Source organism: Duganella sp. 1411, from assembly GCF_017833525.1.
In the GTDB taxonomy this organism is placed as follows: Bacteria; Pseudomonadota; Gammaproteobacteria; order Burkholderiales; family Burkholderiaceae_D; genus Rugamonas.
In genome coordinates, this window is record NZ_JAFICD010000001.1 from 2,410,306 (window position 1) to 2,425,859 (window position 15,554).

Genomic DNA, 15,554 nt, shown 5'->3' on the forward strand with positions numbered 1-15,554 from the left:
TCCTTAAAACGCGTAGCGCGCGCTGAACTTCAACGTGCGCATCTGGCCGCCCATCGAATTGGCCACGCCGAGGTTTTTGTTATCGCCGCCTAACCGGTTTTGCGGATTGCCCGGACCACCGCCCCAACCGTCGTAGCCGCCGTAGTTGATGCTGTTGAATACATTGAGCACGTCCGCGCGCAGCGACACCCGGCCGAAGCGGAACGCGACCTCCTTCGACAGCCCGAGATCCACCTGATGGAACGCGTCGCCATCACCCTTGGCCGACACGCATTGATTGAAGCCGGTCGAGCAATCGGTGATACGGTACGGCAGGCCGGACCCCAGCGTCACCTTCCCGGACAACATCAGGCCCCAGGGCAGCCAGCCGTCCGACACGCCGGCCACCACCAGCCGGTGGCGTTCCACATCGGTCGACGGATTCCATGCGGAGGCATAGCGGCCATAGGTCCAGTTGAAGATCTCGTTGGTCCATTCCTTGTTGGTGGTCTCGCCCTTGCTGTAGGTGTAGGTCGCTCCCAGGCTCCATGTGGAGGCCTTGGTGTACGGCTTATCCATTTTCAGATACACCGACTCGGTCTTGGCCTGCGAGATGAAATCGCCCAGCACCAGCGTTCCGTAGCCGGGCACGGAATTGAACATCGGATCGATCGGGCTTGCGCCGCCCCAGCCGCCATTGACATCCCGATTACCGCCGAACCAGTTGAACTGATTGCGCGCATGCGAATTGGTGTAGCCCGCCTCGCCGTTCCATGCGCCCAGCGCCTGGCGCAGACCGAAGCTCCACATATCGGTGTAGGCCATCTTATGATCGTTTTTGATCATCCAGATTTCGCCACCGGCCTGCGCGTTCTTCTGCGCCTCGTCCAGCGCATGGTTGGCGATGGTGCGGTCGTACGCCCTGCCCCAACCCGCAAACAGCACCGACGCGCGGTCTCCCTTGATATCGTAGGAGAGCCCGAGGCGCGGCGCCAAGGCCTTTTTGAACGCCTTGCGGCTGCTGCCGGTGCTGATGTAATCGGCGATATTGACGCCACCCTTGGCCAGCGACTGCGCGTAGGTCTGTCCAACCGGCGCGCCGTCGCGCGGGTCTTGTTTGCCGAACAGGGCGACGCGGTCGGCGGGCGTCGCGTAGCTGTCGTTGAGCATATTGTCTTCGTAGTCGTAGCGCATGCCCAGATTGAGCAGCAGCTTCTCGCTGGCTTGCCAGTCGTCCTGGAAGTAGATGCCGTACTGGTTGTTAGAGAACTCGACTCCATACGGCGGAACCACCGGCTCCGAGCGGATCAGGTTCGTCTGCCCGGTGACGGTGTCGATCCGTTCGATACGCCGCTCGACGGCGAACGCGGTGCCGGACAAATCGTAGGTGATGTGCTTGACCTTGAAGCCGGCCTTCATCGTGTGTCCGCTCTTGCCGGTGTAGGTCAGATCGTCCTGGAACAGCAGTCCGCTCTGCTCGCGGAACTGGTTGTTCGGCGATCCGCCGACAACCAGCACGTCGACGACGTTGATATCCGTATTGCTGGGCGAGACCTGATATTTGATATAGGGCTTGTTGGCGTTCGAGTGCGGATTCCAGCTGTACTTCTCATAGCCGACGCGCGCCTCGTTGAGAAAGTCGTCGCTGCTCCATTCGTGTTTGAAGTCCAGGCGGTCCTCGTCGTTGCTGCGATTGAGGACGTTCTCGGCCACGCTAAGCTTCATATCCTCCGGAATCATATCCGTCTCGCGGCGCACCCGCGCGGTCGCTTCGACGCGCTGGTTCTTGGCGATCTGCGCATCGACCTTCAGCAAGAACAAGTCCTCCTTGAACTTCGACACGGCATTGCCCTGCTGCGCCAGCAGCGACGGCACGATGCCGGCGTTGGGCAGCAGGTCGGTGCGCTGGGCGATCACCTGGCGTGGGCTGTCGATCTTCTTGCCTTCGTACGCGAAGAAGTAATGCGCGACGTCCTTCTTGATCGGACCGCCCAGGGTCATGCCATATTGGTCCTGCGAGGATTTGGGACGGCCGACGCCCTGCCGCTCCGCCTCCTGCTGGAACGGATCTTTCGCTGTTATGTTGGTGCCGGTGTGGTCCCAGAAGGCGTCGCCATGGAGCTCGTTGCCGCCGGATTTGGTGACGGCGGTGATCGCCGCGCTCGACACCTGGTCGAATTCGGCCTTGTAGTTTTGCGCGATCACCTTGTACTCGGCGATCGCCGATTGCGGGAACGGATTGCCGCGGCTTGTATCGAGCCCGGACACGCCGCCGCGCAGGATATTGTTTTTTTGGCTGACGCCATCGATGAAGACGTTGACGTTGTCCTGGTTCTGCGAGCCCGATTGCAGCTTGACGTTGCCGCTGTTGTCGACGCTGAAGCGCACGCCCGGCGCCAGATCGGCGAAGGACAGGAAATTGCGGGTGACCTGCGGCAGCTTCTCGATTTGTTCGCGCGAGACGGAGGTGCCGACCTCGGAGCCGGCGACATCGCGCCGGGATGCGGAGCCGGTGATCACAACCTGCTGCACGCCGCCTTGCAGCGCCAGGTTGACCTGGCTGGTCTGGCCGACGTTGACGGTCACCAGTTCGGATTGCTGGTCGCCGACCTTGATCTGGTAGGTGCCCGGGGCCACGCCGGTCAGCACGTAGCTGCCGTCGGCACGCGTGACGGTGTTGTAGACGTAGCCGTTCAACTGGTTGGTGGCCGTGACCGGGCTGCCGGCCGACGGCGCGGTGCCGTTGGTGACCTGGCCCTGGATGGTCGCGCTGCTCAGTTGAGCGTGCGCCGGGACGGTCGCCAGCAGTGCGGTGGCCAGTGCCGCGGCCATGGCGGACAGACGTAGGGACGGCGTTTGCCGTTGGGTGGTTTTCATGGTTGTCTCCTGTTTTTGTGTACTTTTTTTGTTTGTACTACTAAGGCATGAAACTTGGTGCTGCTGGTGTTTGGCGGATTACGCTGCGCTAATCCACCCTACGTGGTTCAGAACGGACCTGATGCCGATGCCCCATCACGCGTATGACTCCAGTGCGGACCTTAGGGCTGTGGCCACCACACGTGCCGGACATTTGAACCACGTAGGGCCGATTAGCCGGAACGGCGTAATCCGCCATGCATGAGCCGCCGCCGGCGCCATTTTTTAAATTGGCGTGGTCCCTCCCGTCGAGGCGCGCACCACCAACTCGGCGGCCAATGTCTGCACGGTGGCCGGCGTGCCGCCGGACTGTCCGATCTGCGCGTGCAGCCGTTCCAACGCCCGCACACCCAGTTCGGCGATCGGAACTCGAACGGTCGTCAGCGCTGGACTGACGTACCGCGCAATGCGAATATCATCGAAGCCAGCCAGCGCGATATCGCGCGGCAGTTCCAGTCCGTGCTGCCGCAGCTCCAGCAGCGCGCCGATGGCCATCATGTCGTTGGCGGCGAACAGCGCATCCGGGCGTTCGTCCGCAGCCGCCAGCGCCCGTCCGACACGCTGTCCCGACTCCTCGGAGAAATCGCCTTCGAACACTTGCGCCACCGCGTGCGGCGCCAGCGCGGCCAACGCCGCGTGATAGCCGCGCAAGCGTTCCTGCGCCTCGAAGTTACCGGCCGGTCCAGCGAGGAAGGCGATGCGGCGGTAACCCTGCCCGACCAGGTGCTCGACCATCGCGTAGGCGCCGCTGTAGTTGTCGAACGAGATGGAGGCGTACTGCGTGCCGCCGGCGGAGGTGCTCATCAAAACGATAGGCAAATCCTCGGGCAGGTTATCGGACAGCAGCGCGGCGTCGACGTGGGGCGACATCACCAGCAGGCCGTCGACGCGCCCGCGCATGGCGCGGATCGACAGCGCCACTTCGTCGGCGTCGCCGTGCAGGCTCGATACCATCAGGTGCAGGCCGCGCGCGCGCGCGGCGACGTCGATGCCACGTATGATCTCGGAGAAGAATTCACCGTACAGGTCCGGCAGCAGCACGCCGATGGTGTTGGTGAAGCTGGTGGTCAGGCTGCGCGCGCCGACGTGCGGCATGTAGCGCATGCGCTTGACCACCGCCAGGATGTGCTTACGGGTGTCGTCGGTGATGCTGGCGTGCCCGTTGAGTGCGCGCGACACCGACGCCACCGACACGCCCGCCTCCTGCGCCACATCCTTGATCGTTATCGCCATCCCGCCGTCCCCTGGAAATGTAACCGGTTACATTTTCACCAAAAAATATAACCGACTACGTTAATGCGAATGTAACCGGTTACATTGGTGTTTTGAAAAGTCTACTCGCGTTCGCTACGCACTGTAAAGACTTTTTCACAACTTTTCAGTGGACCGATCGCGCCACGCCTTTGCATGGCGTGGTTAAACACGGACTACATATACGGCCACCACATGCCCATCGTCGCCACCAGGATCCCGGCCGTCATCGCCAACGACAGCACCGCCAGCAGCACCGCAGTGCCGCCGCGCGCCACCACCCCGCCGGCGCGCAGATACAGTTCAAGCACCGCCAGCGGCAGCAGATACTGGGCGAACGACAGGAAGCTGAGGAAAGGCCCGGTGAAAGTGTCGACATCGAAGCCGGCCGGCCCTCCGTTCACGGCGAGCCAGAACATCAACCCCACGCGGAAGAACCACACGCCGCTCACGCACAGGAACAGCCGCAGCGCCCAGCGCCGGTGCGCGGCGAAGTCGCGCGACAGCGCGCGCCGCACCGTCATGCCGGCGCACGCCACGACCAACACCGCGTTCATGCTGGTGCCGACGTGCTGCACGACGTCGCCGACCGCGCCCCTGAACCACACCATGTACAAGCCGCTGAGCGCCGTCACCACTGCGGATACGAGATACACCCGACCATTCCAGCGATGGAACGACGGCGCGCGCGCACGCACCTGCGGCACCAGCTGAAGCGCCCCGCCCAACATGATCACGGCGGCCAGCAGCAGATGGGCGGCGGTAACGATATTGCCGGCCGGGTCGGCACGCACGAAGCCGTGCGTCATGACCTTGTTCCAGCCGTTGAAGTTGCCGGCGATGGCGGCTCCGCCGTACAGCGACACGATATACGCGCCGAATACCAGCTGGCCGAAGATGGTGGCGGCAAACCAGAAACGCGCCGCCGCGTAGAGCGCGAGCGCCGCCCAGGCCTGGCGCGTACGCCGGTGCGCCGCCGCCGAATCGATGGAAAGTGTGGACGTCATGTCGTGCTCCCTGGCTGTTGTGATGTCCCGACGATAGCCGGCCTTCGCCACGCCACCGGGCGCGGGCAGCGAACGATGCGACCAACCACGGTTTTTAAGGCTTGAACGACGGGCGTCCAGCGGTTATCGTTAGGCGATGATGCCGAACGCTCCCCGCCCCCGCGCCACCAAGTTCCTGCCAACCGCCCGGCAGGTGCTGGTGGTTACCGTGTTCACCTTGCTGCTGTCGTGGCTCCTGCACAAGTTGAGCCGCACACCCTATTCCACCGTATTCGGACATATCGGATTTATCGGCGCGGTGCTGTTGCTCGCCTATTCGGCGGCGGACCGCTTGCGCCCGCGCTGGCTATCGACCGGCAAGGCGCGGCTGCTGGCGGTGATGCTGGCCGCGCCGCTGGCGTCGCTGATGACCGCTGTAGGCACGCAGGGCCGCGACGTCATCTCCTATCTGAGCAATATCGAAACGCTGTCCGGCTACATCATGATGGTGGTGCTGGGGGTGATCTTCGGCGTGACGTTCTCGCTGCTGGCGATGCGCGCCGAACGCCGGGAACGCGAGCGGGCCGACCGCCTGCAGGCCGAACTCGAAAAGAACACGCTCGAGCGCGAACTGGTCGACGCCCGCCTGCGGCTGTTGCAGGCCCAGATCGAGCCGCACTTCCTGTTCAACACCCTGGCCAACGTGGAGGCGCTGGTGGCCGCCGGCTCGCCGAACGCGGGGCCGGTGCTGCGCCACCTGATCGCCTACCTGCGCGCGGCCATGCCGCGCCTAGGCGACGCCGACGCCACCTTGGGCACGGAGCTGCAACTGGTGCGCGCCTATCTGGAGCTGATGCACATGCGCATGCCCGACCGGCTGCGGTTTTCGGTCGCCGTGCCGGCGGCGCTGGAGCCGCTGCGTTTTCCCGCGATGGCGTTGCTGACATTGGTGGAGAACGCGGTCCGCCACGGCATCGATCCGGCGCCGGCCGGCGGCGACATCGAAGTCGGCGGCCGTTACGACGCGGCCGGCAAAGTGATGCTGTGGGTCGGCGACAGCGGCGTCGGCATGTCGGAGACGGCGCAAGCGGGTACCGGCCTGTCCAACCTGCGCAGCCGACTGCACGGCTTCTACGGCGCCGACGCGCGCCTCGATCTGCATGAGCAAGCGCCGCACGGCATGCGCGCCGAACTGCACTTCCAGCCTGGAGAACAAAAGTGAAACAGCCCACCGCCCTGATCGCCGACGACGAACCGCTGCTGCGCGAGCGCTTGCGCAGCCACCTCGCCACGCTGTGGCCCGAACTACGGTTGATCGACGATGCCCGCAACGGCGCCGAGGCGCTGGAATTGTTCGAGCTGCACCAGCCGCAGGTGGTGTTTTTGGACATACACATGCCGGGCATGGGCGGCATCGAGGTGGCGCGCGCGCTGGCCCGGCGCGCGCATCTGGCGTTCGTCACGGCGTACGAGCAGTACGCCGTGCAGGCTTTCGAGCATGGCGCGATCGACTATCTGGTCAAGCCGATCGACCCGGCGCGCCTGGCGGACACCGTGCAGCGTCTGCGCCGACAGTTGGATGGGCCGCTGCCGGGTGGAGCTGCGCTCGACGCCATGTTGGACCAGTTGGCCGGCCGGCTGGGGCAGCGCGCCGAACCGCGCCGCTGGCTGCAGTGGATCAAGGCGTCGGTGGGGACCAGCGTGCGGCTGATTCCGGTCGAACAGGTTTGTTATCTGAAGGCGGAGGAAAAATATACGCTGGTGGCGTGGGAGGAAGGCGAGGCGCTGATCCGCAAGAGCATCCGCGAGTTGGCCGAGCAGCTCGATCCGGAGCGCTTCGTGCAGACGCACCGTTCGGTGATCGTCAATCTGGCGCATGTCGCGGAAGTGGTTAGGGGCGTTAACGAGACGGCGGAGTTGCGGTTGCGCGGGCGTGGCGAGGTTTTACCCGTCAGTCGGAGCTATCTGCATCATTTCAGGCAGATGTAAGGATCTCGGTTGTCTGATGCGGCGTCGGCGGCTCGTGGCGGATTACGGCGTTCCGCCTAATCCGCCCTACGTGTCACCGCGGGATCGTTTCGGTCGCCGCACAATGAAGGAACGAGGCGATATTCCGGCCGTCCCGCAATCGCGGAGGCACGTAGGGCGGATTAGCGCAGCGTAATCGGCCATGCATGAACCGCCAACACCTCACAGCGTTTTGACGAACTCCCGAATACCACTCAACAGCATCTCGACCGACATCGCCGTCAGGATCAGCCCCATGAGCCGTTCGAACGCCGTCATCACCTGCGGCCCGAGCACCTTCTGCAGCCGCTCGGCGCTGAGGAACACCAGCAACCACACCACCGCCACCGCCGCCAGCGCGGCCACGTGCACCATCACCTCGCCGGTGCTGTCGCTGGAGAACAGCAGCACCGTGGCCAGCGCGGACGGACCGGCCAGCGCCGGTATCGCCAGCGGCACGATGAACGGCTCGCCGCCGTCGGTGCGGCCCAACACCCCGTCCGGATGCGGGAAGATCATGCGGATCGAAATCAGCAGCAGGATCACCGCCCCGCCGATGCGCAGCGCGATCTCCGACAGATGCAGCGCCGCCAGGAAGTGACGGCCAAAGAACATGAAGATCAACAGCAGCACGAAGGCGATCCCGCACTCGCGCACGACGATGCGCGAACGCCGCGCCACCGGCACCGGATTGAGCACGCTGGCGAACAGCGGCACGTTACCGAAAGGATCGGTCACGAGAACCAGCAAAATAAAGGTCTGGAAGAAGTCCTGGGTCATGTGTTTTTTTTATCGAATAAAAAAGGGAGCCGAAGCTCCCTTGGTCGAACGGCTTATTTCGCCGATTCGCCTTTTTTGATCCATGCCGCCAGTTGATGCGGACGCAGACCGTCGTAGTCCTCGAACGGCTGGTGGATCCACGGATTGTGCGGCAGTTCTTCCATCTGGTAGTCCGGCTTGAAGGCCGAGCTGCCCTTGGTCCAGATCACGGCCGACTTCACGTCGGTGACGCCTTCGAAGTTGTCCTTCAAATGCTTCATCACCTTGATCAGGGTGACGCCGGAATCGGCCAGGTCGTCCACCAGCAGGATCTTGCCGGAGAGCGGGCCCTTGGTCATCGTCATGTACTTGGCGATGTCCAGGTCACCGCGCACGGTGCCCGCTTCCTCGCGGTAGGAGCTGGTCGACAGGATCGCCAGCGGCACGTCGAAGATGCGCGAGAAGACGTCGCCAGGACGCACGCCGCCGCGCGCCAGGCACAGGACCATGTCGAACTTCCAGCCCGATTCATGGACCTTCAGCGCCAGGCGCTCGATCAGGCGGTGGTACTCGTCCCAGGATACCCACAGGTGTTTTTCGTTCGATTGCGGTTCGCTCATGATGATTCCTTATTATTCGAACGGATGACGCAGAACGATCGTCTCTTCACGATCCGGACCGGTCGATACCATGTCGACCGGCACGCCGACCAACTCTTCGATACGTTTGATGTAGGCGCGCGCGGTGGCCGGCAGCGCGGCCAGCGATTTCGCGCCGACGGTGCTCTCGGTCCAACCAGGCATCTCTTCGTAGACCGGCACGCAGCGCGCGGCTTCCTCGGCGCCCGACGGGAAGATGTCGACGGCGACGCCGTCGATGGTGTAGCCGGTGCACAGCTTGAGCGTTTCCAGGCCGTCCAGCACATCGAGCTTGGTCAGGCACATGCCGGTGACGCCGTTGATCTGGACCGAGCGGCGCAGCAGCGCGGCGTCGAACCAGCCGCAGCGGCGCGCCCGGCCCGTGACGGTGCCGAACTCGTGGCCCACTTGCGCCAGGTGGTGGCCGACGCCGGCATCGGTCGGCAGCTCCGACGGGAACGGGCCGGAACCGACGCGGGTGGTGTAGGCCTTGGTGATGCCCATGATGTAGTGCAGCATGTTCGGACCGACGCCGGAACCGGCGGCGGCGTTGCCGGCCACGCAGTTCGACGAGGTGACGAACGGATAGGTGCCGTGGTCGACGTCCAGCAGCGAGCCTTGCGCGCCTTCGAACAGCAGGTTGGCGCCGGCCTTGTGCGCGGCGTACAGCGCGCTCGAGACGTCGGTCACCATCGGGCGCAGGCGCGGCACGTAGGCCAGCGCGTCGTCCAGGGTTTTCTGGTATTCGATGCGCGGGGCCTTGAGGTAGTTCTCCAGCACGAAGTTGTGGTAGTCGAGGTTCTCGGCCAGCTTTTCGGCGAAGCGCTTTTCGTTGAGCAGGTCGGCGACGCGGATGGCGCGGCGCGCCACCTTGTCTTCGTAGGCCGGGCCGATGCCCTTGCCGGTGGTGCCGATCTTCGCTTCGCCGCGGGCGGCTTCACGGGCCAGGTCGAGCGCGGCGTGGTAAGGCAGGATCACGGGAGCGGCGTCCGACACCTTCAGGCGCGAGGCGACTTCGACGCCGACTTTTTCCAGCTTGTCGATTTCGCGCAGCACGTCCGGCACCGACACCACCACACCGTTACCGATGTAGCAGGCCACGCCCGGACGCATGATGCCCGACGGGATCAGCTGCAGCGCGGTCTTCACGCCGCCGATGACCAGCGTGTGGCCGGCGTTGTGGCCGCCCTGGAAGCGGACCACACCCTGTGCATGATCGGTCAACCAGTCGACGATCTTGCCCTTGCCTTCATCGCCCCACTGGGTACCGATGACGACGACGTTCTTTGCGTTTTTCTTTGACATCACACTAACCTAAGTTTTTAAGAATCCAGTTGCTACCACTATCGTCGAGTACCAGAGCGCGGTCGCACTCGAACTCGTCCAGCTCGTTGCTGTGACCCGGCATACTCTGGATCACGACTTCGCCGGACTTGCGCAGCTCGGCGATTTTTTCCTTCAATTCGGGCGCGTTGCCCCACGGCGCGCGGATCGACTGCTTGCGCTCCGCGGTCGGCAGCAGGCGCGCCAGTTCGCGCAGGTCGAGCGAGAAGCCGGTGGCGGGACGCGCCCGGCCAAAGGCCTCGCCTACGTGATCGTAACGGCCGCCGCGCGCGACGGCGTTCGGCAGGCCTGGCACATACAGCGCGAACATCGCGCCGCTTTCGTACTGGTAGCCGCGCAGGTCGGACAGGTCGATCGCCACCTCGGCGCGGCCCAGCGCCGACGCGGCCAGCGCCGCCAGTTCGGCCAGCGCCTTGGCCATGCCAGGCAGGTCGGGCAGCGTTTCGCGCGCCTTCTTCAGCACCTCGACGTCGCCGTACAGGTTGGGCAACGCCAGCAAGGCCTCGCGCACCGGCGGCGCGTAGCTGGCGGTGATCGCCTGCAGGCCCGGCACGTCCTTGGAGCGCAGCAGCACGTACAGCGCCGCCTCGTCGCGCGCCGCGTTGGCGTCGGCGTCGAGGATCACGCGCAGCACACCGGCGTGGGCCAGGTCCAGCCGCACCTCGTTGAAACCGGCCAGCGCCAGGCAGGCCAGCGACAACTCGAGGATCTCGGCGTCCGCTTCGAGGCCGGCGTGGCCGTAGATCTCGGCGCCGATCTGCAGCGGCTCGCGCGTGGTGTGCAGGCCCGATGGACGGGTGTGCAGCACGCTGCCGGCGTAGCACAGGCGCGTGACGGAGTCGCGGTTGAGCAGGTGGGCGTCGATGCGCGCCACTTGCGTGGTCATGTCGGCGCGGATGCCAAGCATGCGGCCGGAGATCTGGTCGACCAGCTTGAAGGTGCGCAGGTCGGTGTCCTTGCCGGCGCCGGCCAGCAGCGATTCGACATACTCGAGCAGCGGCGGCATGACCAGTTCATATCCGTACAGACGGAAATTATCCAGCATCAGACGACGCAACTCTTCGATCTTGCGGGCTTCCGACGGCAAAACGTCGGCGATGTTCTCGGGCAAAAGCCAATTCGGCATGGGAAACTGATACGGAAAAATTAAAAAACGAATAATGCGGCGAACGTGGCGCTGCCGGAAAAGCGGCGGGCCGAACCTGATATTTTACGCGAAATGCCGGGCGGGCGGGAAAAAAATGCCGCCCACAATAACCTGTAGGCCCATTCGTCTACATTACTATCGATACGATATTCGCCCCGCGCGCGCCCTTCCAAGCCCGCGCCGGCCGGCGCTATCGCCCTTCCACCTGAAGAACGTCACGGAGCCTTTGCAATGAACGACCTCACGATCCCGCCCCTGAAAAACCGCGCCGGCATGCTCGAATCGGCGCTGCTCAAGCTGTTCACACGCAGCGCGCGGGTGCAGGAGATCGAGGACATCGGCGACGCCTTCCGCATCGTCACGCTGGGCGGCGAGGCGCTGCGCGGCGCCGGCTGGACGCCCGGGGACAAGATCCAGATCCAGCTGGGCGGCTGGACCCAGCGCACCTACACGCCGATGGGCTGGGACGCCGAGGGCGGGCGCACCCGCATCCTGGCCTACCTGCACGCCGGCGGCCCGGGCGCGCAGTGGGCTCGCGCGCTGCGCAAGGGCGACGACTGCGTCGTCTTCGGCCCGCGCAGGTCGGTGCGGCTGGCGCGGCCGCCATCGGCGGTGATCGTGTTCGGCGACGAGACGTCATTGGGCCTGGCGGCGGCGCTGGCCGATCAGATGGCCGCGCCCGCCGTGGTGGGTTTGTTCGAAGTCTCGCGGCCCGGCGACACGGCGGCCGCGCTGGAACGGCTGGAAATACAGGGCGCCACGCTGTGCCCACGGCTGGAAGACGACGGCCATTTCACCGAACTGGAAGCGCGCCTGGCGGCGCTGCTGCGGGCGCACCCGGCGGCCGACATCGTATTGAGCGGCCGCGCCGGCGCCATCCAGCGCATGGGCAAGCTGCTCAAGCAGGAGAATGTGGCCGCCGGCCGGCGCCAAAGCAAAGCGTATTGGGCGCCCGGCAAGACCGGGCTCGATTAATCGCCGACCACCAATGAAAAAGGGGCGGATACCTGGCTGGTATCCGCCCCTTTTTTAACCGTCGCCGGCTTACTTCTTGGCCGCGGCCGGGGCCGACGGCGCGCCGCCGGCGCCCGGGCTCTTGAAGTACTTGAAGTAGTCCGAGCTCGAATCCATCACCATCACGTCGCCATGGTTTTTGAACGTGGCGCGGTAGGCTTCCAGGCTGCGGTAGAACTTGTAGAACTCCGGATTGCGGCCGAACGCTTCGGCGTAGATCGCCGAGGCCTTGGCGTCGCCCTCGCCGCGCATCGTTTCCGCTTCGCGATAGGCTTCGGCCAGGATCACGGCGCGCTGGCGGTCGGCGTCGGCGCGGATCTTCTCCGATTCGGCCGAACCGGTCGAACGCAGCTCGTTGGCCACGCGCAGGCGCTCGGCCTTCATGCGGTCGTACACCGAGTTGTTGATCTGCTCGACGTATTCGACCCGCTTGAGGCGCACGTCGATGATCTCGACGCCGATCTGCGCGGCTTCCTGAACCACCTTGGTGCGGATCGCCTCCATCACCTTGCCGCGCTTGCCGGAGATGACCTCGCTCACGGTGTGCTTGGTGATTTCCTCGTTCAGCGCGGCCTTGACGATGACCGACATGCGGTCGCGCGCGCGCGTCTCGTCGCCGCCGAAGGTGACGTAATACAGCTTGGCCTGGCCTTCGTTGCGGCCGATGCGCCACTTGACGAAGCTGTCGACCAGGATGTTCATCTTCTCGGCGGTGATGAAGCGCTCGGCGTCGGCCGATTCGATGGTCAGGATGCGGTTATCCAGATACAGCACGTTCTGGAACGGCGGCGGCAGTTTGAAGTGCAGGCCCGGCTCGCGTATCACTTCCTTGATCTGGCCCAGCGCGAAGACGATCGCGTACTTGCGCTGGTCGACGACGAACACCATCGACGACAGCAACAGCAGCACGACGAAAACAGCAATGAGGGAACTAGCTATGCGATTCATTAACGACCCTCCCGGTCACGTCCGGAATCCCGCGAGCGCGCATCGCGCTGGCGGTTTACTTCAACCGATGGCATGACCTCCGACGGCAGCGTTGCCACCGGTGGTGGCGCCGCCTGCGCCGCGGCCTTGGCGGCGGCGCTCGAGGCGTCGGTGGCCGCGGCCTGGGCGATCAGCTTGTCGAGCGGCAGATACAGCAGATTGCTGCCGCTCTTGGCGTCGACCATCACCTTGCTGGCGCTCGAATAAATCTGCTGCATCGTTTCCAGATACATGCGGTCGCGCGTGACGCCCGGCGCCTTCTGGTACTCGGTCAGCACCTGCTTGAAGCGCGCCGCGTTACCGGTGGCGTTCTCGGTGACCATCGAGCGATAGGCTTCGGCCTCCTGCAGCAGGCGCGAAGCGTAGCCGCGCGCCTTCGGAATGACGTCGTTGGCGTAGGCCTGGCCCTCGTTCTTCTGGCGCTCCAGATCCTGGCCGGCCTTGACGGCGTCGTCGAAGGCGACCTGCACCTGCTCCGGCGGCTGCACCGCCTGCAGCGTCACGTTCGAAATCAGCACGCCCGAGGCATAGCGGTCGAGGATCAGCTGCATCAGTTGCTGGGTTTCGTAGGCGACCTTGTCGCGGCCCTCGTACAGCACGAAGTCCATCTTGTTCTTGCCGACGATTTCGCGGATCGAGGTCTCGGCCACCTGGCGCACGGTGTCCTCCTCGTCGCGGTTGTTCATCAGCCAGGCCACCGGGTCCTTCAGCTTGAACTGCACGGCGAACTGCATGTCGATGATGTTCTCGTCGTCGGTCAGCATCAGCGATTCGCGCGACTGCTTGTTCTTGACGTTGCCGCGGTAGCCGATTTCGACCATCCGCATCTGCGATACCTTGACCGTCTCGTCGCTCTGGAACGGATACGGCCAGCGCCAGTTGAAGCCGGAGCCGGTGGTGTGACTGACCTTGCCGAAGGTGTAGACGATGCCGGTCTGGCCTTCCTGGACGATGAACGAGCCGCTGGCGAGCCAGATCAGCACCGCCACCGCGCCGACGGCGACGCCGGTGGCGCGCATGCCGGCCAGGTCGGGACGCGGCCCGCCAGGGGTGCCGCCGTTGCCGGGGCCCTCGGGGCGGTTCTTCTGGCCGAAGAAGCTGTTCAGGCGCTGATTGAAATCGCGCCACAGCTGCTCCATGTCGGGAGGTCCTTCACCAGGCTTTTTGCCTTCGTTCGCTTGCGGCTCGCCGTCCTTCTTGTCCGAGCCCCAGCGGGGATCGTTCAGCGACGGCTTGAGGCCGAGACGTTTCATAATTGAGGAGACACGCATCAGTGTGATCCAACGTGATTAGGGGTGGGACTACTATCTGCTTCAGAGTCGGATGTGGAGTCGGCGTCGGCCGCCTCCGCGTCATGGTCTTGATCGGCGTCGTCGATTTCTTCTTCGTCTACCGGCCAGGCCTCATTGAGCCTGGCGCCCGGCGCCGCCTTGGCCCATTCGACGATGGCGTCGCGCATAAGATCGACGCCTTGGCCGGTGCGGGCGCTGAGGAAAACGCGGGAAATTTTAGCATATTCATCCCTTTCCACGGACGGCTCCAGGCCGGCCGCGTCGATCTTGTTCCACACCAGGATCTGCGGAATATGATCGGCGCCGATCTCCTTGAGCACCAGGTTGACCTGCTCGATCTGCTCCATGCGCACCGGCGACGAGGCGTCGACGACGTGCAGCAGCAAATCGGCATGGATGGTCTCCTCCAGCGTGGCGCGGAACGCCGCCACCAGCTGGTGCGGCAGCTCGCGCACGAAACCGACCGTGTCCGAGACCACCACGTTGCCCACCTCCTGGCCCATGTAGACGCGGCGCGAGGTCGTGTCCAGGGTGGCGAACAACTGGTCGGCGACGTAGACGCCGGCCTTGGTGAGCGCGTTGAACAGGGTCGATTTGCCGGCGTTGGTATAGCCGACCAGCGACACCGAGAACGTCTGGCTGCGACCGCGCGAGCGGCGCTGCGTCTCGTGCTGCTTGCGCAGCTTGCCCAGGCGCGCGCGCAGGGCCTTGACCCGCTCGCCGATCAGACGGCGGTCGGTTTCAAGCTGCGTCTCGCCCGGACCGCGCAGGCCGATACCGCCCTTTTGCCGTTCCAGGTGGGTCCAGCCGCGGATCAGGCGCGTGGCCAGATGCTGCAGCTGCGCCAGTTCCACCTGCAGCTTGCCCTCGTGGGAGGCGGCGCGCTGGGCGAAAATGTCGAGGATCAGGCTGGTGCGGTCGAGCACACGGATGTTGAGGCGCTTTTCCAGGTTGCGTTGCTGGGCCGGCGACAGCGCGTGGTTGAAGATGACGATCTCGACGCCATGGTCGAGCACGGCCAGACCGATCTCGTCGGCCTTGCCGCTGCCGACGAAATACGCCGCGTCCGGGGATGAACGCTTTGCCGTGATCGTCGTGACAGGCTCCGCGCCTGCTGAACGGGCCAGCAGTTGCAGTTCCTCGACGCTGGCGGCAAAGTCGCCCTGACCGAAATCGATACCGACTAGAGCTGCGCGCATAAGACGGTCAGGCAAGTTGGGAAGAAGCCGAGATG

The 15,554-nt window shown here is 64.6% G+C and carries 13 protein-coding genes; 3 read left to right on the forward strand and 10 right to left on the reverse strand.

The window, feature by feature from the left end; translation table 11 throughout:
* Positions 1–3: 3 nt before the first annotated feature.
* From JOD97_RS10055 to JOD97_RS10065, 3 genes are all read right to left on the reverse strand, one after another.
* Positions 4–2,856: a TonB-dependent receptor domain-containing protein gene (locus JOD97_RS10055; protein ID WP_209716003.1), complete on the reverse strand. Its 2,853-nt coding sequence runs from the start codon at positions 2,854–2,856 to the stop codon at positions 4–6.
* A gap of 264 nt (positions 2,857–3,120) precedes the next feature.
* Positions 3,121–4,128 carry a LacI family DNA-binding transcriptional regulator gene (locus JOD97_RS10060; RefSeq protein WP_209716005.1) on the reverse strand — a complete coding sequence of 336 codons (1,008 nt, stop codon included), beginning with the start codon at positions 4,126–4,128 and terminating at the stop codon, positions 3,121–3,123.
* Positions 4,129–4,322: 194 nt separating this feature from the next.
* On the reverse strand, positions 4,323–5,153 hold the full coding sequence (locus tag JOD97_RS10065; RefSeq protein WP_209716009.1) for a DUF2306 domain-containing protein: 831 nt from the start codon (positions 5,151–5,153) through the stop codon (positions 4,323–4,325).
* 139 nt (positions 5,154–5,292) lie between these two features.
* Here JOD97_RS10065 and JOD97_RS10070 point away from each other — a divergent pair, with 139 nt between their 5' ends.
* Both JOD97_RS10070 and JOD97_RS10075 read left to right on the forward strand, forming a co-directional pair.
* Entirely contained in the window at positions 5,293–6,354 is a 1,062-nt protein-coding gene (locus tag JOD97_RS10070) for a sensor histidine kinase (protein WP_209716012.1), read from the forward strand.
* Complete coding sequence (locus JOD97_RS10075) at positions 6,351–7,121, forward strand: LytTR family DNA-binding domain-containing protein (RefSeq protein WP_209716015.1); 771 nt, start codon at positions 6,351–6,353, stop codon at positions 7,119–7,121. The genes JOD97_RS10070 and JOD97_RS10075 overlap by 4 nt, the downstream gene beginning before the upstream one ends.
* 201 nt (positions 7,122–7,322) lie before the next feature.
* Here JOD97_RS10075 and JOD97_RS10080 read toward each other — a convergent pair whose 3' ends face one another.
* From JOD97_RS10080 to JOD97_RS10095, 4 genes are read right to left on the reverse strand one after another with little or no spacing between them, the layout of a single operon-like run.
* Positions 7,323–7,919, reverse strand: a complete 597-nt coding sequence (locus JOD97_RS10080; RefSeq protein WP_209716018.1) for a MarC family protein — start codon at positions 7,917–7,919, stop codon at positions 7,323–7,325.
* Between the two features lie 53 nt (positions 7,920–7,972).
* The gene (locus tag JOD97_RS10085; RefSeq protein WP_209716021.1) at positions 7,973–8,518 is read right to left on the reverse strand and encodes a phosphoribosyltransferase; all 546 of its coding nucleotides are present in this window, start codon (positions 8,516–8,518) and stop codon (positions 7,973–7,975) included.
* A 12-nt stretch (positions 8,519–8,530) separates the two neighbouring features.
* Positions 8,531–9,841 carry an adenylosuccinate synthase gene (locus tag JOD97_RS10090; protein WP_209716024.1) on the reverse strand — a complete coding sequence of 437 codons (1,311 nt, stop codon included), beginning with the start codon at positions 9,839–9,841 and terminating at the stop codon, positions 8,531–8,533.
* A gap of 4 nt (positions 9,842–9,845) precedes the next feature.
* A complete protein-coding gene (locus tag JOD97_RS10095; RefSeq protein WP_209716027.1) occupies positions 9,846–11,006 on the reverse strand; it encodes an ATP phosphoribosyltransferase regulatory subunit in 1,161 nt (386 codons plus the stop codon).
* Positions 11,007–11,258: 252 nt separating this feature from the next.
* Here JOD97_RS10095 and JOD97_RS10100 point away from each other — a divergent pair, with 252 nt between their 5' ends.
* Complete coding sequence (locus JOD97_RS10100) at positions 11,259–12,002, forward strand: siderophore-interacting protein (RefSeq protein WP_209716030.1); 744 nt, start codon at positions 11,259–11,261, stop codon at positions 12,000–12,002.
* A gap of 69 nt (positions 12,003–12,071) precedes the next feature.
* Here the strand turns inward: JOD97_RS10100 and hflC are convergent, their stop codons facing one another.
* Genes hflC through hflX form a run of 3 tightly spaced genes read right to left on the reverse strand, consistent with a single transcriptional unit; the run spans position 12,072 to position 15,519 of the window.
* Positions 12,072–12,989 carry a protease modulator HflC gene (hflC, locus tag JOD97_RS10105; protein WP_209716033.1) on the reverse strand — a complete coding sequence of 306 codons (918 nt, stop codon included), beginning with the start codon at positions 12,987–12,989 and terminating at the stop codon, positions 12,072–12,074.
* Complete coding sequence (hflK, locus tag JOD97_RS10110; protein WP_209716036.1) at positions 12,989–14,299, reverse strand: FtsH protease activity modulator HflK; 1,311 nt, start codon at positions 14,297–14,299, stop codon at positions 12,989–12,991. Before hflK ends, hflC begins: the two co-directional genes overlap by 1 nt.
* On the reverse strand, positions 14,299–15,519 hold the full coding sequence (gene hflX / locus JOD97_RS10115; protein WP_209716039.1) for a GTPase HflX: 1,221 nt from the start codon (positions 15,517–15,519) through the stop codon (positions 14,299–14,301). The genes hflK and hflX overlap by 1 nt, the downstream gene beginning before the upstream one ends.
* Positions 15,520–15,554 lie beyond the last annotated feature (35 nt).